A 17,700-nucleotide genomic window follows, 5' to 3' on the forward strand; every position below is an offset into this window, starting at 1 on the left:
CGGCCCGATCACTCGACCGGCGAGACGGTGATATAGACCGACAGTCCGGCGCCCGGATTATCGGGAAGCCCGCTGGCCCTGATCCGTTCGGCATCGGCGCGGGCGCGGTTGGCGATCGATTCGGGAACGCCGGGCGCAAGGAAGATACGGTCCGCGCGGCCCAGCAGCAGCATTTCGCCGATGGTGAGATCATGCGGGTCGGCCGAGCGCAGCTGGACGATTTCGAACTGGTCATGGCGCGACGGGCCGGCGCTGTCCTCGACGATCCATTCGTCGACATCGACCGGCGCATGCGGCGCCAGCGGATCGAGCCGCCCGCCCTCCGACAGCGCCTCGTCGATCGCGAGACGCCGCACCGCGCCATCGGGCCAGCGTTCGCGCATCGCTTCCTTCTTGTCCTTCAGCCGCCGGGCGAGCGCGCCGAGCCGCGCAGGCAGCAGCTGCTCCAGCCGCTGCCGCAGCGCCTTGGCGAGCCCGGCGGACGCGCCGCCGGTGCCGATGGCGACGATCACCGGATCGCGATCGACGATGGCGGGAACCATGAAGTCGCACAGATCGGGCCGGTCCACCGCGTTGACGAGGATGCCGCGCGCCTTCAGCCGCTCGACCGCGGCCTGCGCCTCGGCATCGTCCTCGATCGCGACGATGGCGAGTGCGACTTCGGCGTCCTCGCCGACAATTTCGGCGCCGACGCGTTCGAGCAGCCGGGCTTTCGCCTCGGCGGCCTCGCCCGTGCCGAGCAGGATGACGGATTTTCCGGTCAGCCGGAAGAAGAGGGGGAGCGTTTGCATGGCGTGTCTATAGCAAGGCCTTGGCCGCGCCTAAAGCGTCGCGATGAACGCCCGCACCTCATCGGCGATATCGGGGTGATCGAGCGCAAGGGCGATATTGGCGGAGATGAAGCCGGCCTTGGAGCCGCAATCGAAGCGGCGGCCGGCGAAGCGGTAGGCGTGGAAAGGCTGGGTGCCGATCATCCGGGCCATCGCGTCGGTCAGCTGAATCTCCCCGCCCGCGCCCGCTTCCTGATCCTCGAGCACCCGCATCACTTCGGGCTGGAGGATATAGCGGCCCGGGATCATCAGGTTGGACGGCGCGGTGCCGGGCGCAGGCTTTTCCACCAGCCCCTTCACCTCGACCAACGCGCCATCCTCCGCGCCCGGGTCGACGATGCCGTAGCTGTGCGTCTGGTCCTCGGGCACTTCATAGCCGCACACGATATTGCCGCCGGTCGTCCCATAGGCTTCGACCATCTGCTTCATGCAGCCCGGCTCGCCCACCATCAGTTCGTCGGCAAGGAAGATCGCGAAGGGCTCGTCGGCCACGAAATGCCGCGCGCACCATATCGCATGGCCAAGGCCGAGCGGCTCCTGCTGGCGGACATAGGCGACATTGCCGGGCTCGAAGCGGGTGCCGGCGATCACGCCGGTATCCTTGCCGCGTTCGCCCATCGTGGTTTCCAGCTCATAGGCGATATCGAAATGGTCCTCGATCGCCGATTTGCCGCGACCGGTGACGAAGATCATCTCCTCGATTCCCGCCTCGCGCGCCTCGTCCACCGCATACTGGATCAGCGGCCTATCGACGACCGGCAGCATTTCCTTGGGAATGGCCTTTGTCGCCGGAAGAAAGCGGGTGCCAAGACCCCCGACGGGAAAGACGGCTTTGCGGACGGGCTTCATGCTATTTTCCTTCGACATTCGGTTTGCGCCGAGCAGCGGAAAATTCAATCCTTCAAAAAATCCGGCACATGCTCGGCGGCGATCAGCGCTTCGGGCATGACCCGCTCGGCGACGATCGCGAATTTGTCGCCGTCGACCATCACCTCGGGCACCAGCGCGCGGCTGTTATAGGTGCTGGCCATGGTCGCGCCATAGGCGCCGGCGGTGCGGAAAACGGCAAGGTCGCCGGCCTGCACCGTGTCGATATCCCGGCCCATGGCGAAGGTATCGCCGCTCTCGCAGACCGGCCCGGCGATATTGGCGATCATGCGTTCGCCACCGGGCCTCACCGCCTCGAAATCGTGCCAGGCATCGTACATGGCCGGGCGCGCCAGATCGTTCATCGCCGCATCCACGATGACATAGGGGCGCAGGACGCCCGGCTTCACCCAGATGACGCGCGTCAGCAGGATGCCGGCATTGCCGGCGATGACGCGTCCGGGCTCGAACATCAGCGTGACGTCCCAGTCTTTCGTCACCCGCGCGACCATCTCGCCATAGACGGCCGGCGAGGGCGGAACCTTGTCGCGTTCATAGGGCACGCCGAGGCCGCCGCCGAGATCGACACGATCGATCTCGAAGCCCGCCGCACGCAGTTGCATGACGAGCGCGCCGACCTTGGCATAGGCCCGCTCGATGGGCGCAAGGTCGAAAATCTGGCTGCCGATATGAAGGGCGAGGCCGCGCATCGCGAGCCCGTCCAGCGCCGCGAGCCGCGCGAAAATGGGCGGCGCCTCGTCGATCGGCACGCCGAACTTGTTTTCCTTCATGCCGGTCGAGATCTTGGCATGGGTGCCGGCATCGACATCCGGATTGACGCGCAGCACGGCGGTCGCGGTCTTGCCCATTTCCCGGGCGATCTCGGCGATGGCGACGCCCTCCTGCTCCAGCTCGATATTGAACTGGCCGATGCCGGCCTCGAGCGCTTCGCGCAGCTCGGGGCGGGTCTTGCCGACGCCGGAAAAGACGATATCGGCCGCCTTCATGCCGGCCGCCAGCGCCCGCTTCATTTCGCCGATCGAAACGATATCGCCGCCAAAGCCCTCGCGCGCCAGCACGCGCAGCACCGCGAGATTGGGATTGGCCTTGATCGCAAAGGCGATGTGGATTCGCGGCAGGCCCGACAGCGCCTCGCGGAAGACGCGGGCATGGCGCTCCAGCGTCGCGCGCGAATAGACATAGACCGGGGTGCCGACCTCCTCGGCGATGGTCGCAAGCGGCACGTCTTCGGCGAACATCGCGCCGTCTCGGATTTCGAAATGGTCCATGGCCTAGCCCGGCGGCGGCAGATCGAAGGGGTCGTCCTCGCGTTCCTCGGAACGGCGAAGCAGTTCGTCGACGCGCTCGGGCCGCTGCTGGGTCGTCGGCTCCAGCAATTCGTCGGTCGTCGGCGTCGCGCGCGCCATCGCCGGGGCGACGGGCATGCTCTCGCCCTGGGCGGGCTGGAGCGGCTCGCGGCCGCCGCACGCAGTCAGGACGAGCGCGGGCGCGAGGAGGAACGCAGCGGAGAGAACGGGATTCGGCATCCGGCTCATCCTAGCGATTCTTTCGCTTCGGCGATACGGGCGCGGACCTGATCGGGCGCGGTGCCGCCATGGCTCGCGCGGCTCGCCACCGAAGCGTCTACCGAGAGCACGCCGAACACGCCCTCGCCGATGCGTTCGTCGATGCCCTTGAGATCCGCGAGCGAAAGCTCGGCGAGCAGCATGCCCTGGTCCTCGGCCATTTTTACCGCACTGCCGACGATATGGTGCGCCTCGCGGAACGGCACATTCGCCTCGCGGACCAGCCAGTCGGCGAGATCGGTCGCCGTCGAAAAGCCCGATTCCGCGAGCGCCCGCATCCGCCCGGTCGAAAAGCCCATGGTTTCCACCATCCCGGTCATCGCCGCGATCGAAAGGGCGAGCAGGTCGTGCGCCTCGAACACCGGCGGCTTGTCGTCCTGCATATCCTTCGCATAGGCGAGCGGCAGGCCCTTCATCGTCATCACCAGCGCCGTCATGCAGCCTGCGATCCGGCCGGAATGGCCACGCACGAGCTCGGCGGCATCGGGGTTGCGCTTTTGCGGCATGATCGAGCTGCCGGTCGAATAATCGTCGGGCAGGATCGCGAAGCCATAGGGCTGGCTGGCCCAAATGACGATTTCCTCGGCGAGCCGCGAAAGGTGCAGCGCGCACTGGGTGGCCGCCATCAGATAGTCGAGCGCGAAATCGCGATCCGACACGCTGTCGAGCGAGTTCGCGGTCGGGCCGTCGAAATGCAATGCCCTGGCGGTGGCCGCGCGGTCGATCGGGAAGCCGGTGCCGGCGAGCGCGGCGCTGCCGAGCGGGCATTGGTTCAGGCGCGCGCGCGCATCGGCGAAACGGCTGCGATCGCGCTTCGCCATCTCGTAATAGGCCATCAGGTGATGGCCGAGCGTGACCGGCTGGGCGGACTGCAAATGGGTGAAGCCCGGCATGATCGTATCGGCCTGCTCCTCGGCCCGCGCGACCAGCGCCTTCTGGAACGCCGCGAGCCCGGCATCGACGGCATCGATCGCATCGCGCACCCAGAGCCTGAAATCGGTCGCCACCTGGTCGTTGCGCGAGCGCGCCGTGTGCAGCCTTCCGGCGACTGGCCCGATCAGTTCGGCAAGCCGGCTCTCGACATGCATATGGATGTCTTCGAGATCGAGATCTTCGGGAACCCCGTTCTTTTCATATTCGGCGGCGACCTGTTCGAGACCGTCGGCGATCGCCTGCGCATCCTCGCCGTTGATGATGCCCTGCGCGGCGAGCATGACGACATGGGCGCGGCTCGCGGCGAGATCCTGGCGCCACAATCGCTTGTCGAACGGGATCGAGGCATTTATCTCGCGCATCACCGCGGCCGGGCCTTCGCCGAAGCGCCCGCCCCACATCTGGTTGGAGTTACCCGTGCGCCCTTTATCCGGCCCAGTAATCGCCTGTCTCCTTGGCTCCGCGCTGCTCTTCGCGGCTTGCGATAGGGAAAGCCGCGATGCCTCGCAAGACGCCGTTTCCGGGCAGCCGAGCCTCGAAGGCACCGAGACGATGGGCCGGGTGGTTATCGACTATCGCGGGACGGCGGCTCCCGATCTCGCCTTTACAAGCGAAGCGGGGCAGGAGATCCGCCTTTCCGATTTCGAAGGCCGGCCGCTGCTCGTCAATCTCTGGGCGACCTGGTGTGCGCCCTGCATCCGTGAAATGCCGACACTCGACGCGCTGGCGGAGCGCCGGGAAGGGAGCCTCAAGGTGCTGACGGTCAGCCAGGATTTTCAGGGTTCCGCCGTGGTCGCGCCCTTCTTCGCGGAAAACAGCTTCCGTCATCTCGAACCCTGGCTCGACGAAGACAATGCGATGCTGTCGGCACTCGAAAGCGACAGCCTGCCGATCACCATCCTCTATGACGAGGACGGCGCCGAGCTGTTTCGCGTCTATGGCGGGATGGACTGGTCCGGCGAGCGCGCGGAAACGCTGATATCGGGCGCAATCGGCGATTGACGATCCCGCGGCGCGGCGCCCTGAGCCGCTATCCCCGCAGCAGATCGTTGACGCTGGTTTTCGAACGGGTGCGTTCGTCGACACGCTTGATGATCACCGCGCAATACAGGCTGGGCGCCTGCGCGCCGTCGACGGTCTCGCGGTTGGGCGTGGAGCCCGCGACGACGACCGAATAGGCGGGGACCCGTCCGACGAAGGTTTCGCCGGTATAGCGATCGACGATCTTCGTCGATCCGGTGATGAACACCCCCATGCCGAGCACCGAGCCTTCCTCGACGATGACGCCTTCGACGACTTCCGAACGCGCGCCGATGAAGCAATTATCCTCGATGATCGTCGGGTTGGCCTGCAGCGGTTCCAGCACGCCGCCGATTCCGGCGCCCGCCGAAATGTGGCAATTCGCGCCGACCTGCGCGCAGCTGCCCACCGAAGCCCATGTGTCGACCATCGTTCCCTCGCCGACATAGGCACCGATATTGACGAAGCTCGGCATCAGCACGGCATTCTTCGCGACATGTGCGCCGCGGCGAACGATCGATCCGGGCACGGCCCGGAAACCAGCGGCGCGAAATTCTTCCTCGCCCCAATCGGCGAACTTGCTGGGCACCTTGTCCCACCAGTTGCCGCCGCCGTTGGAGCCCTGGATGATCTGCATGTCGTTGAGCGCGAAAGAGAGCAGAACGGCCTTTTTCAGCCATTGATGGACGACCCAGCCGGCCCCCGCCTTCGTCGCCACCCGCGCGGCCCCGCTATCGAGAAGCTGGATCGATTCCTCGATCGCATCGCGAAGCTCGCCCTGCGTGGCGGGGGAGACGCTTTCGCGCCGGTCCCAGCCTTTTTCTATGATCTGTTCGAGCTGCGATACGTTCATGCGACCTCCGATAATCCGGTGAGCCAGGGCGTCACCGCTTCTATTTCTATGTCGATATAGCGGGAATGGGCTTCGTGCGAAGCCTGCTCCGAACCGTTGTTCACCCACACCGTTGTCATCCCCAGCGCTTTTGCCGGCTCCAGATTGCGCGCCATGTCCTCAACGAACAGTGCGCGTTCAGGCTTAATATCGAGTGTGCGGCACATCGCCGCATAGCTGCGCGGATCGGGCTTGGGCACATAGCCGCAGGCGTGGATATCGTGAATCGTTTCGAAACTGGCGCCGAGGCCGAGCCGATCGAGAACGCGCTGCGCATAGGGCGTATCGCCGTTGGTGAAGACGAGCTTGCGGCCGGGCAGCGCGGCGATCGCCGCGACCAGCGCGCGATCTTCGGCAATCACCTCCAGGTCGATATCGTGCACATAATCGAGAAAATGCGACGGCTCCACGCCGTGGGTCTCCATCAGGCCGGACAGCGTCGTGCCGTGCGAATGAAAATAGCCTTTCTGGATTCGCCGCGCCTCGGCCCGGTCCACATCGAGCAGGCGCGCGATATATGCCCCCATTTTCACGTCGATCTGGTCGAATAACCGCGCGCTCGACGGGTAGAGCGTGTTATCCAGATCGAAGATCCAGCAAGCGATATGCGAAAGGGCGGGCGGCATGGTCGAGGCGCACCTAATCGGCACGACCCCGCGCCGTAAAGGCTCAATCCTTTTTTCATCGTGGACCTTAACGCTTCGGCAGGGCGCGCTATGCGATTGGGACGTCACGGGGTGGCGTCGCAGCCAGGGTAAATTGATGACGCGCCATAAGTCCCGCTTCCTGATAGCGAGCAGTATTCCCCTTTGCCTGATCGTTTCGGCCTGCGGAGGCGGCGGAGGCGCTGTCAGCTCCACGCCCTCGCCGCCGGCTTCGGTGCCGAACCCGCCCGCGCCACCGCCTCCCCCGCCGCCGCCCGCGACCGTGAACTACAACACGATGGAATTCGCCAATTCGGACGGCATCGCCCATGCCAATGCGACGGCGGCCTATGACGAGGGCATCACCGGCGACGGCATCACGGTCGCCGTCATCGACAGCGGCATCGACGAGGATAGCGACGAATTTGTCGGCCGCATCCACCCGGCCTCCCGGGACGTCGCCGGCAATCGCGGGATCGACGATATCGGCGGGCACGGCACTTCGGTGAGCGCGGTCATCGCCGCCAACCGCAACAATTCGGACGTTGTCGGCATGGCCTTCGATTCGCGGCTGCTCGTGCTTCGCACCGACGAGCCGGGCTCCTGCACGAACACCGATCCCGACGATGGCGGCTGCATGCACAATACCGGCGACATCGCCCAGGCGATCGACATCGCGCGGCAGAATGGCGCGCGTGCGATCAACATCTCGCTGGGCGGAGGCGGTTTCACCTCCTCGCTGCGCAATGCCGTCCGCCGTGCCGCCGATGCCGGCATCGTGATCGTGATCTCGGCCGGCAATGAGGGCGACACGCCCGAAGGCAGTGATCCGGATTCGCTGGCGCTCGTCGCATTGACGGCAGAAGCCAACGGGCATGTCATCATCGCCGGATCGGTCAACGCCAACGACGAGATCAGCGATTTTTCCAACCGCGCGGGTTCCGGCCAGCAATTCTACCTCGCCGCGCTCGGCAACCGGGTGCGCAGTTTCGACGAGACCGGCGCCAACTTCCTCTATAGCGGCACCAGCTATTCCGCGCCGCAGATTGCGGCGGCGGTGGCGTTGCTTGCCCAGGCCTTCCCCAATCTTTCGGGCGACGAGATTGTCCAGCTCCTGTTCCGGAGCGCACGCGATGGCGGCGTGGCCGGCGACGACGCGATCTACGGCCAGGGCATTCTCGACCTGTTCGAGGCCTTCCAGCCGCAGGGCCAGACGAGCCTCGCCGGCAGCCAGCAACCGGTGAGCCTTGCGACCAACGTCACCCTGTCCACGCCGATGGGCGATGCGACCCAGACCGGCATGGGCGCGATCGTGCTCGACAGCTTTGACCGCGCCTTCACCGTCGATCTTGCCGGAACCGTGCAGCGTACCGCGCCGCAACGGCATCTGGCGAACGCGCTGGAAGTCAATGAGGGCGGCAGCTTCGCGACCCCGGCGGGCGAGCGTGCCGTGCTCGCCTTCACCGTCGATGCCCGCGCCGACGGCGCCCGCGTCGCCCGGCTCAGGTTGCGCGGCGAGGACGCCGAACGCGCCCGGATCGCCGCCGGCATGATCGCCGCGCAAATCGACGGTTCGACCCGCATCGCCTTTGCCTTTTCGCAAAGCGGCGACAGCGTCGGCGCGCAGCTGGAGGGCCGCTATCGGCCCGCTTTCCTCGTCGCGCAGGATGCCGCGGGCGATACCGGCTTTGCCAGCCGCCCCGAAACCAGCTTCGCCGTGCGCCGCGATATGGCGGGCACCGGCCTGACCTTCTATGCCGAGCGGGGCGACGCGCTCTCGCCGCACGATCCCGATCATCTCCTCGCCCGCGAGGAATGGCGGCGATCGCGCTATGCGGCGTTCGGAATGGCCTTCGACCGCCAATGGGGCGGGCTGCGCATCGATGCCGGCATCAGCTATCTCGCCGAGGACGAAACCTTTCTCGGCGCGCGTTTCGGCGAGGCGCTGGGCGGCGGCGAGGGCGCATCGACGCTGTTCGCCGATCTCGGCGCCTCCTACGATGCCGGCGGCGGCTGGATGCTGGGCGCCCAGTTCCGCCATGGCTGGAGCCGGATGAGCGGCGGTAGCGACGTGCTGCGCGGCGGATCGCTGCGCAGCTATGCGGTGTCGGCCGATATCACCAAATGGGGAATGCTTGTGCAGGGCGACCGGCTGTCGCTCAGGATCGCGCAGCCGCTGCGCGTCTATGCGGGCGGTCTCAGCCTCTCGCTGCCGGCAAGCTATGACTATGCCACGCTGACGACCAGCTATGAGAACCGCTTCTTCAACCTCGCGCCGCAGGGTCGCCAGGTCGATATCGAAACGACCTATTCGCGGCCGTTCGCCGGCGGACGGCTGGGCGGTCATCTCTTCTATCGCCGCGATCCGGGCCATTATGCCGCGATCCAAGACGATATGGGCGCGGCGGTCCGCTTTACGCTGGGATTCTAGGCTGGGTTATTCGTCCGCATAGGGGACGAGGATCAGCACGCGCAGGTCGCGGTCCGGCCGCCAGTTCCTGTGGCGGACCTCGAACCGGGTGGGCGCGATCTTGCGCACGCCCTCGGCGCAGAAGCTGACGAGATTTTCCGGTTCGCCCTTGTCGACGACGAGCCGGAAATCGCCGATCGGCGCGCGCCAGTTGGCGCCCGTGGTCAGGATATAAGTGAGCACGCGTTCGCCGATCGCGAGATAGCGGCCGCTGGCGCGCATCCGCTCGACGCCGGCGAGAAAGTCCGCATCGATGCAATAGTCGGCGATCATCGCCTGGCCCCATTCGCTTTCGGCGAAACCGTCATGGATCAGCCCGGTATCGACCGATCCGCCAGTGCCCGGATGATAGCTATGCTCGACGACGATATCCTCGCCCGCAGGGAAGAGCTGCTGCCAATACCAGTTTTCGGAGACCTGCCACATCGGCTGAAGATGGCGCGCGCCGCGATGTTCCAGGACTTCGACGGCGTCGGCTTCGATCAACCGCTGCTGAGCCTCTTCCGGGAGCGCGTCGAGCAGGCTGCCAAAGTCCCAGGCGGCCACATCCGACGACAGCGAAACGCCGGTCTCCTCCAGGAGCCGAGTGATGTCCCTGCCATCGACGCTGGCCCGGCGTTCGACCTGCATCGGCACCGCCGCGCCATCGATGCGGGTCGTGAAATCGGACGGAAAGGCAACATCGCCGTCGCGCTCGATCGCGAGGTCGTGAACCGGCATCGGAAAGGCGACGAGGGTGCGGACATCCTCCGCGCTCTGGTTGCGGAAGACATACCGGACGCGGATCTGTTCGGCGGAAACGTAAAGATCCTCCGAAAGCATATCGATGCTGTCGCTCTGGGTGAGGACGAGCCCGCCGGCAGCGGTTTCGGCGGTGCTGTCATTGGCGGATGCGGGGACGGCGAGCGCCAGCCCGGCGAGCGCAAGGAGAGCCTGTTTCATCGCCCGATCATATCGCGGGCCGGGCGTTCCGCCTAGACGGTGAAACTTTCGCCGCAACCGCAGCTTCCCGTCGCGTTGGGATTGTCGAAGACGAAGCCGGCGGTGAAATCGTCCTCCTGCCAGTCCATCGTCGATCCTATCAGGTAGAGCACCGATCCGGCATCGACATAGAAATCGCCGCCCGGCGTGACGATCTTCTCGTCCATCGGATCGGCCTCGGTCACGTAATCGACCGAATAGGCGAGCCCCGAACAGCCGCGCTGCGGCGTCGAGAGCTTCACGCCGATAGCCCCTTCCGGCGCGCGCTCCATCAGCGCCGCGATCCGCGCCAGGGCGGTATCGGTCAGCGTCAGGGCGGCAGGTATCTCGCGGACTTTGGTGGCCATCACAGCATCCCCAGTTCGAGTTTCGCTTCGTCGGTCATCTTTTCCGGGCCCCAGGGCGGGTCCCAGACCAGATTGACCTCGGCATGGCCGACGCCGGGCACCGCGCCGACGCGCAATTCCACCTCGCCGGGCATGGATTCGGCGACCGGGCAATGCGGCGTCGTCAAGGTCATCATCACCACCGCTTCGCCATTGTCGGTTACCTCGACGCCGTAGATCAGGCCGAGATCGTAGATATTGACCGGGATTTCCGGATCGTAGATTTCCTTGATCGCCGCGATGATATCCTCGCGCAGGTCTCCGCTGCCTTCGCTATCGGCAGGCTTGTTCGCCAGAAAGCCTTCGAGATAGTCCTTTTTGCGTTCCAGGGTGTCGCGCGCGCTTTCTGCATCGGCAGCGGCATCCGCTTCGAAGGGCGAAGGCGCGGCGACATAGGATCGCTCCTGGGCCGGTTCCGGATCGTCGGCCCCGTCGCCGACGCCATGCTGAACCGCGTTGTCCACCCGGGCGCGCGGCGGTTTTTCGACCGCGTCCACTTGTTCGACCCTGATCTTGCTTTCGTTGTCCATGATCGCCTCTATCCGAAAATCCGGCTGACGCGCTCGATACCGCGGACCAAGGCCGCGACATCGTCGCTGGTGTTGTAAATCCCGAAACTCGCCCGCGCGGTCGCTTCCACCCCAAGATGGGCCATCAGCGGCTGGGCGCAATGGTGGCCGGCGCGGATCGCCACCCCCTCTTCGTCGAGGATCGTGCCGATATCGTGCGGATGCACGCCTTCAAGCGCGAAGCTGACAATGCCCGCCGAGTCCTCCGGCCCGAACAGCCGCACGCTGTTCAGCTGAGAAAGCGCATCGCGCGTCTCGGAGACGAGCGCCGCCTCATGCGCGTGGATTACGTCCAGCCCGAGAGCCGCCACATAGTCGATCGCCGCATGGAGCCCGAGCGCGCCCGCGATATGCGGCGTTCCGGCTTCGAAACGCTGCGGCGGCGGCGCATAGGTCGTGCCCGCGAAGGAAACCTTGTCGATCATCGATCCGCCGCCTTCCCAGGGCGGCATTTCGGCGAGAATATCGCCCCGCGCCCAGAGCGCGCCGATGCCGGTGGGGCCATAGAGCTTATGCCCCGAAAAGGCGTAGAAATCGCAATCGATCGCGGCGACATCGACCGCCATGCGCGGCACCGCCTGGCAGCCATCGAGCAGCAGCTTCGCGCCGACACCGTGGGCGAGGTCGGCCGCCCGCTTCGCGTCGAGCGTCGAGCCCAGCACGTTGGAAACATGGGCGAGCGCGACAAGCTTGTGCCGCTCGGTCAGCATCGCGGCGATGGCATCGAGGTCGATCTGCCCGTCCTCGGTCAGCGGCAGCACATCGATTTCGGCGCCGACCCGCTCGGCGAGCAGCTGCCAGGGAACGATGTTCGAATGATGTTCGAGGGTCGAGAGCAGGATGCGGTCGCCGGCGCCGACATGGCCATTGCCCCAGCTATTCGCAACGAGATTGATCGCTTCCGTCCCGCCGCGCACGAAGACGATCTCGTCCGCTGCGCCGCCGAGGAAATCGGCGACCCGCTTGCGCGCCGCTTCATAGGCGATCGTCATATCGGCCGAGCGCGCATAGACGCCGCGATGGACGGTCGCGTAGCGCGGGCCATAGGCGTCTGCGATCGCATCGATCACGGCCTGCGGCTTCTGCGCCGTCGCGGCCGTATCGAGATAGGACCAGCCCTCGGGCAGCCCGGGGAAATCGGCGCGGACGTCGAGCCGGGAAGGGGCGAGTGCTATGCTCACGGCGCCCCCCATCCCATTGGAGTGCCCACGGGACAGCGATGGTAAAACCAGATCGTTTTGTAGAAGGGTTCGCCCGGTTGCGGCATTGTTTCTGCGAAAAGGCGCTCGCCCGTCCGGTCGAGGACAAATCGCTTCTGGGCTCGCCATGTCTCGCCTTCGCCCGACATGGCAAACGTGACCAGAATGTCCTGTTCGCCGGCGCTGAAAATCTCGATCGGCCTGCCGTCCGATTCCCAATAGGCGATGCCCTCTTCGTCGATTTCAATCCGCATATCGCTTATGGGCGCTTCGCACGCCTGCGCGCTTACATCCCAAATTCCCTGAAACGCCTCGGGCAAAGGAAGCGCGGGTGCCGCCGAGGAACCGGACTGGAGGATCAAGATAGCGGCGGTCATCACGCTCATTGCATCGCCTCCAGCGCGGCGAGCGCCTTGGCTTCCATCGCTTCGCGCTCGGCATCGTCTGCCATCGAGACAAAGGCGTCGGCGATAAAGGCCTGCATCATCAGCCGCCGCGCTTCGCCGGGCGGGATGCCGCGCGAAGCCATGTAGAAGAGCGCCGCCTTGTCGAGCTCGCCCACCGTCGCGCCATGGGCGCATTTCACGTCGTCGGCGAAGATTTCGAGCTCGGGCTTGGCGTTGGCCGTCGCCGTCCGGTCGAGCAGCATCGCCTTCACCGATTGCGCGGCGTCGGTCTTCTGCGCGTGGCGCGCGACCGCGACCTTGCCGAGGAAGCTCCCGGTCGCCCTGCCACCGAGCACCGAACGCACGACCTGGTTGCTGGTGGCGTTCGGATGCTCGTGACGAACCTCGGTGACGATCTCCAGGGTCTGGCTGCCCATGCCGAGGATCGCGCCGCCCAGTTCGAAATGCGCGCCTTCCTCCAGCACGACCTCGACCGCGATCCGCCCGTAATCGGCGGCGATGGCGAGGCAGTGGAGATCGAACCGCGCGCCCTTGCCGATGGTCACCGCCAGCGTCTTCACCGCGACATTGGGGTCGGCGGTTTCGAGGACGATGGTCCGCCGCTCGGTTTCGCCCGGCGCGACGGAGATGGCCTCGCGCTGCCCGGCGATATCCGGCCAGACGGCCTTCAGCGCATCGAAATCGGCGTAGCGCCAGGCCTCGTCGCGCCAGGTGGGAAGGGTAGCGAGTTCGGTCACGCGGCCTCCGCTATCGCTTCATAGCCTTCGCTTTCGAGCTGGAGCGCAAGCTCCGGCCCGCCGGTCTTCACGATCCGACCGGCCGCGAGGACGTGGACGAAATCAGGCTTCACCACGTCGAGCAGGCGCTGATAATGGGTGATCAGCAGCACGCCTTTGTCGGCTTTCCTCATGATCGTGTTGATGCCGTCGCCCACGGTGCGCAGCGCATCGATATCGAGGCCGCTATCGGTTTCATCGAGAATGGCGAGCGTCGGATCGATGATCCCCATCTGCACCATCTCGTTGCGCTTCTTCTCGCCGCCCGAAAAGCCGACATTGACGGGGCGCTTCAGCATCTCGGCGTCCATCTTCAGCGCGGCAGCCTGTTCGCGCGCGAGCTTCAGGAAGTCGCCGGCCGAAAGTTCCTCGTCGCCGCGCGCCTTGCGCTGGGCGTTCACCGCGGAGCGCAGAAACTGGATGTTGGAGACGCCGGGAATCTCGACAGGATATTGGAAACCCAGGAACAGCCCCGCCGCAGCCCGCTCGTGCGGGTCCATCGCGAGCAGGTCCTCGCCCGCAAAGGAAACGCTGCCCTTGGTCACTTCATAGCCGGCGCGGCCGCCCAGCACATAGGCGAGCGTCGACTTGCCCGCGCCATTGGGGCCCATCACGGCGTGGATCTCTCCCGCGCCGATTTCGAGACTAAGCCCTTTGAGTATTTCCTTGCCGTCGATTTCGGCGTGGAGGTTTTCAATCTTCAACACGATGATTTCCGTTCAAATCCCAAAATGTTCCATCGGCCGCGATCCGGAGATCGACCTGTGCGAGCAGCGCCTGTAGCGCCTCGCTGTCGCCGCGCTCGGCCGCTTCGCGATATTTTTCCTCAAGCCCCGCCGCGAACAGCCGCTCGTTGACGCGAAGGCGCGAAAAATCCGGCTTGCTGGTCATTCGCTTTCCTCCTCTTCCGCCGGCGCATCGGCTTCGATCGCCTCGTCCTCGGCCGGCGCTTCTTCGGCAGCGGTTTCTGCCGCCGGCGGCGCTTCGGCGATTTCCCGCGCGACGAGCATCGCGATCGCATCGTCGGTTTGCGCGGCAAGCCGTTCGGCGCTGGCGCGCACCGCGGCCTCGGGCGTGTCGGGATAATTGGGCAGCAAGGTGAAATAGAAGGCGTTCACATAGGCCGCGCGCTGGCCGCCGCAGCGCAGCAGCGCCTCGCGCCCCGCCTGTTCGGGCGAAAAGCCCTGCTGCGCGAGCCCGGCGCCCGCTTCCGACGCGCAAATCTCATACCCGGCGAGCGCGCGTTCGAGATCGGTGGGCTCGCGCTCTTCCATGGCCTCGTCGACGACCTCTTCGGCCGCCTCTTCGGAATCCTCGGCAGCGTCTTCGCCTTCATCGACAACAACAGCGCCCTCTTCCGCCGCATCGCCGCCGGTCACGGCGCGATCGCCGAACAGCATATCGACGGCTTCGAGATTCACCTCGCCGTCGGCCTCGGGCTCAGCGGGCTGGGCGGCGATCGGGGCGGAAAGGTATAACACCGTACAAGCGGCCACGGGTACAATGTGCATTTTCATTTTTTTCGCCCAAATAGGCGTGAGAAAAGGCCACGCGATTTATCGGTATCAGGGAGTTCTGGCTTATCATCCTCGCCGATCAATCGAGAGGCATCTTCACGCTCTTTTCGCCGACGCTCTTGCCTAGCTTCGCGCTCTGATTTTCTTTGCTCTTCCTTCGTCCATTCCGAAAGGCACGCTGATATTTCGTTATCGAGATAGCCCCGAACCTCACCAGGTTTTTTCAGAATATCGTAGTTCGGGCAAAGGTACGCACCATTCGTCAGATCAGCCACTGAGTTCAGGAATATGAGCGCTACCGAAGCTTCGTGGAAATCACCGCGTGTGACCGTCATGCATCCACTATAATTCGCAAAATGAGAATCAAGCGACGTAAGATCATCACTACCCCTTGCGAGAAAATAATACTCGAAACCGGTATCGATGTCTTCGTGTCTGACAGGAAGAAAGCCGCTATGTGTCTTCAGGTCGCAGTCCGCAATACTGATCTGGTACCCAAGTTCTTTCGCTTTTCGTTCAATATCTGCTGTTGAAAGCGACCAGTCCTTTTCAACAACTATAATGTTCTCTAACGACATTACCCAACGCTCCCCTCGAGACTGATCCCGAGAAGCTTCTGCGCTTCGACGGCGAACTCCATCGGCAGCTGCTGCAGCACTTCCTTGGCGAAGCCGTTGACGATCAGCGCCACGGCTTCTTCTTCGTCGAGGCCGCGCTGCATCGCGTAGAAAAGCTGGTCGTCCGAAATCTTGCTCGTCGTCGCCTCATGCTCGATCTGCGCCGAGGGGTTCTTCACCTCGATATAGGGCACGGTGTGCGCGCCGCACTGGTCGCCGAGCAGCAGGGAATCGCATTGCGTGAAATTGCGCACGCCTTCGGCCGCCGGGCCGACGCGGACGAGGCCGCGATAGGTGTTGTCGCTCTTGCCCGCGCTGATGCCCTTCGAAATGATCGTCGAGCGGGTGTTCTTGCCCAGATGGATCATCTTGGTGCCGGTATCGGCTTGCTGGTAATTGTTGGTGAGCGCGACGGAGTAAAATTCGCCGACGCTGTTTTCGCCGGACAGCACGCAGCTGGGATATTTCCAGGTGACGGCGCTGCCGGTTTCCACCTGCGTCCAGCTGACCTTGCTGTTCTTGCCCTGGCAAAGGCCGCGCTTGGTGACGAAATTATAGATGCCGCCCTTGCCGTCCTTGTCGCCGGGATACCAGTTCTGGACGGTGCTGTACTTGATCTCGGCATCGTCGAGCGCGACCAGCTCGACCACGGCGGCGTGAAGCTGGTTTTCGTCGCGCATCGGCGCGGTGCAGCCTTCGAGATAGGAGACGTAGCTGCCCTTGTCGGCCACGATCAAAGTGCGTTCGAACTGGCCGGTATTTTCGGCGTTGATCCGGAAATAGGTGGAAAGTTCCATCGGGCAGCGCACGCCTTCGGGAATGTAGACGAAGGTGCCATCGGAAAAGACCGCCGAGTTGAGCGCGGCGAAATAATTGTCGCCGCGCGGCACGACCTTGCCGATCCATTTCTTCACGAGTTCGGGATGTTCGCGGATCGCTTCGGAGATCGACAGGAAGATCACCCCGGCCTTGGACAGTTCCTCGCGGAAGGTGGTCGCCACCGACACCGAATCGAACACCGCGTCGACGGCCACCTTGCGCGCGCCCTCGACGCCCGCGAGCACCTTCTGCTCCTCGATCGGAATGCCGAGTTTCTCGTAGACCCGCAGGATTTCGGGATCGACCTCGTCGAGGCTGCCAAGCTTTTCCTTCGCCTTGGGCTCGGCATAATAATAGGCGTCCTGATAATCGATCGGCGGGATCGACAGCTTGGCCCAGTCCGGCGTCTCCATTTCGAGCCAGCGGGAATAGGCCTTGAGCCGCCATTCCAGCATCCATTCCGGCTCCTTCTTCTTGGCCGAAATGAAGCGGACGGTATCCTCGCTGAGCCCCTTGGGCGCGAATTCCTGCTCGATATCGGACGAGAAGCCCCATTCATAGGTTTCCGCCTTTTCGGCGGCGGCGATGGCTTCTTCGTTGCGGGTGCGGGTATCGTCGGTCATGCGACCGCTCCTTCGTTCAGGACGGGGGCGTGAGGCACCGGAGCGATGGCGGCGAGGCTGGCGAGACTCACATTGTCGAGCGCGTCGCGCACCGCCGCGTTGACGGCGCGCCAATGCGGCTTCACCTGGCAGGCATTTTCGAGGCCGCAATCATGGCGCCCATGTTCGACGCACGCCGTCATCGCGATCGGGCCTTCGACGGCTTCGATGATGTCGGCAAGGCTGATCGCGGCCGCCGGGCGCGCAAGCTGGATGCCGCCGCCGGCACCGCGCATCGATTGCAGCAGCCCGCCGCGCGAGAGCAGGCTGACCAGCTTTTGCGCGGTCGGCAGCGGAATCCCGGTTTCCTCGGCCAGCTGCGTCGCGCTGGTCCGGCACCCGCCGCAATGCCGGGCGGCGGCGCCCATCATCACGACCGCATAATCTGCCATGCTCGAAAGCCGCATCATACTCCATTCCCGGTCCGTTAAATCGGATCGATTCGTTCCGATTGGGCATTTGGGCGTCGGAGCCGCCGAAATCAAGGGGGATTCAGAGACTTCGCGCCGAATTCCGGGTGGAAGC

Annotated in this window: 21 protein-coding genes; 2 read left to right on the forward strand and 19 right to left on the reverse strand. The window is 64.8% G+C overall.

Features of this window, described 5'->3' with window-relative positions; all coding sequences use genetic code 11:
• Nucleotides 1–8 precede the first annotated feature (8 nt).
• From H6P80_RS00930 to argH, 5 genes are read right to left on the reverse strand one after another with little or no spacing between them, the layout of a single operon-like run.
• On the reverse strand, nt 9–791 hold the full coding sequence (locus tag H6P80_RS00930; protein WP_185799482.1) for a precorrin-2 dehydrogenase/sirohydrochlorin ferrochelatase family protein: 783 nt from the start codon (nt 789–791) through the stop codon (nt 9–11).
• A 30-nt stretch (nt 792–821) separates the two neighbouring features.
• Nucleotides 822–1,679, reverse strand: coding sequence for a UTP--glucose-1-phosphate uridylyltransferase GalU (gene galU / locus H6P80_RS00935; protein ID WP_185799483.1), 858 nt, complete (start codon nt 1,677–1,679; stop codon nt 822–824).
• A gap of 44 nt (nt 1,680–1,723) precedes the next feature.
• The gene (gene lysA / locus H6P80_RS00940) at nt 1,724–2,986 is read right to left on the reverse strand and encodes a diaminopimelate decarboxylase (RefSeq protein WP_185799484.1); all 1,263 of its coding nucleotides are present in this window, start codon (nt 2,984–2,986) and stop codon (nt 1,724–1,726) included.
• A gap of 3 nt (nt 2,987–2,989) precedes the next feature.
• Nucleotides 2,990–3,253, reverse strand: a complete 264-nt coding sequence (locus H6P80_RS00945) for a hypothetical protein (protein WP_185799485.1) — start codon at nt 3,251–3,253, stop codon at nt 2,990–2,992.
• Complete coding sequence (argH, locus tag H6P80_RS00950; RefSeq protein ID WP_185799486.1) at nt 3,250–4,617, reverse strand: argininosuccinate lyase; 1,368 nt, start codon at nt 4,615–4,617, stop codon at nt 3,250–3,252. Before argH ends, H6P80_RS00945 begins: the two co-directional genes overlap by 4 nt.
• A 16-nt stretch (nt 4,618–4,633) precedes the next feature.
• On the opposite strand from argH, the gene H6P80_RS00955 reads away from it, so the two are divergent.
• The gene (locus H6P80_RS00955) at nt 4,634–5,218 is read left to right on the forward strand and encodes a TlpA family protein disulfide reductase (RefSeq protein WP_185799487.1); all 585 of its coding nucleotides are present in this window, start codon (nt 4,634–4,636) and stop codon (nt 5,216–5,218) included.
• 28 nt (nt 5,219–5,246) lie between these two features.
• On the opposite strand, the gene dapD is transcribed toward H6P80_RS00955, so the two are convergent.
• Both dapD and H6P80_RS00965 read right to left on the reverse strand, forming a co-directional pair.
• Nucleotides 5,247–6,089, reverse strand: coding sequence for a 2,3,4,5-tetrahydropyridine-2,6-dicarboxylate N-succinyltransferase (dapD, locus tag H6P80_RS00960; RefSeq protein WP_185799488.1), 843 nt, complete (start codon nt 6,087–6,089; stop codon nt 5,247–5,249).
• Nucleotides 6,086–6,754 (reverse strand): pyrimidine 5'-nucleotidase, encoded by a 669-nt coding sequence (locus H6P80_RS00965; protein WP_185800917.1) that lies wholly within the window; start codon nt 6,752–6,754, stop codon nt 6,086–6,088. Before H6P80_RS00965 ends, dapD begins: the two co-directional genes overlap by 4 nt.
• A gap of 136 nt (nt 6,755–6,890) precedes the next feature.
• Here H6P80_RS00965 and H6P80_RS00970 point away from each other — a divergent pair, with 136 nt between their 5' ends.
• Nucleotides 6,891–9,203: a S8 family peptidase gene (locus H6P80_RS00970; RefSeq protein ID WP_185799489.1), complete on the forward strand. Its 2,313-nt coding sequence runs from the start codon at nt 6,891–6,893 to the stop codon at nt 9,201–9,203.
• 6 nt (nt 9,204–9,209) lie between these two features.
• On the opposite strand, the gene H6P80_RS00975 is transcribed toward H6P80_RS00970, so the two are convergent.
• The 12 genes from H6P80_RS00975 to H6P80_RS01030 are packed head-to-tail and all read right to left on the reverse strand — an operon-like array spanning nt 9,210 to nt 17,582.
• A complete protein-coding gene (locus H6P80_RS00975; RefSeq protein WP_185799490.1) occupies nt 9,210–10,184 on the reverse strand; it encodes a DUF4424 domain-containing protein in 975 nt (324 codons plus the stop codon).
• Nucleotides 10,185–10,216: 32 nt separating this feature from the next.
• Nucleotides 10,217–10,570: a HesB/IscA family protein gene (locus H6P80_RS00980; protein ID WP_185799491.1), complete on the reverse strand. Its 354-nt coding sequence runs from the start codon at nt 10,568–10,570 to the stop codon at nt 10,217–10,219.
• A complete protein-coding gene (locus H6P80_RS00985; protein WP_185799492.1) occupies nt 10,570–11,139 on the reverse strand; it encodes an SUF system Fe-S cluster assembly protein in 570 nt (189 codons plus the stop codon). Before H6P80_RS00985 ends, H6P80_RS00980 begins: the two co-directional genes overlap by 1 nt.
• Before the next feature lie 8 nt (nt 11,140–11,147).
• Nucleotides 11,148–12,359: a cysteine desulfurase gene (locus tag H6P80_RS00990; RefSeq protein WP_328804910.1), complete on the reverse strand. Its 1,212-nt coding sequence runs from the start codon at nt 12,357–12,359 to the stop codon at nt 11,148–11,150.
• Complete coding sequence (locus tag H6P80_RS00995; protein ID WP_185799494.1) at nt 12,356–12,763, reverse strand: hypothetical protein; 408 nt, start codon at nt 12,761–12,763, stop codon at nt 12,356–12,358. Before H6P80_RS00995 ends, H6P80_RS00990 begins: the two co-directional genes overlap by 4 nt.
• Nucleotides 12,760–13,521, reverse strand: a complete 762-nt coding sequence (locus tag H6P80_RS01000; RefSeq protein ID WP_185799495.1) for a SufD family Fe-S cluster assembly protein — start codon at nt 13,519–13,521, stop codon at nt 12,760–12,762. Before H6P80_RS01000 ends, H6P80_RS00995 begins: the two co-directional genes overlap by 4 nt.
• Complete coding sequence (gene sufC / locus H6P80_RS01005) at nt 13,518–14,267, reverse strand: Fe-S cluster assembly ATPase SufC (protein ID WP_185799496.1); 750 nt, start codon at nt 14,265–14,267, stop codon at nt 13,518–13,520. The genes H6P80_RS01000 and sufC overlap by 4 nt, the downstream gene beginning before the upstream one ends.
• A complete protein-coding gene (locus H6P80_RS01010) occupies nt 14,254–14,451 on the reverse strand; it encodes a hypothetical protein (RefSeq protein WP_185799497.1) in 198 nt (65 codons plus the stop codon). The genes sufC and H6P80_RS01010 overlap by 14 nt, the downstream gene beginning before the upstream one ends.
• Nucleotides 14,448–15,077 carry a hypothetical protein gene (locus tag H6P80_RS01015; RefSeq protein WP_185799498.1) on the reverse strand — a complete coding sequence of 210 codons (630 nt, stop codon included), beginning with the start codon at nt 15,075–15,077 and terminating at the stop codon, nt 14,448–14,450. Before H6P80_RS01015 ends, H6P80_RS01010 begins: the two co-directional genes overlap by 4 nt.
• Nucleotides 15,074–15,655 (reverse strand): hypothetical protein, encoded by a 582-nt coding sequence (locus tag H6P80_RS01020; protein WP_185799499.1) that lies wholly within the window; start codon nt 15,653–15,655, stop codon nt 15,074–15,076. The genes H6P80_RS01015 and H6P80_RS01020 overlap by 4 nt, the downstream gene beginning before the upstream one ends.
• The gene (gene sufB / locus H6P80_RS01025) at nt 15,655–17,136 is read right to left on the reverse strand and encodes a Fe-S cluster assembly protein SufB (protein ID WP_185799500.1); all 1,482 of its coding nucleotides are present in this window, start codon (nt 17,134–17,136) and stop codon (nt 15,655–15,657) included. The genes H6P80_RS01020 and sufB overlap by 1 nt, the downstream gene beginning before the upstream one ends.
• Nucleotides 17,133–17,582 carry an SUF system Fe-S cluster assembly regulator gene (locus H6P80_RS01030; RefSeq protein ID WP_185800918.1) on the reverse strand — a complete coding sequence of 150 codons (450 nt, stop codon included), beginning with the start codon at nt 17,580–17,582 and terminating at the stop codon, nt 17,133–17,135. The genes sufB and H6P80_RS01030 overlap by 4 nt, the downstream gene beginning before the upstream one ends.
• Nucleotides 17,583–17,700: the final 118 nt, after the last annotated feature.

Source organism: Parasphingopyxis marina (assembly GCF_014237875.1).
GTDB lineage: Bacteria > Pseudomonadota > Alphaproteobacteria > Sphingomonadales > Sphingomonadaceae > Parasphingopyxis > Parasphingopyxis marina.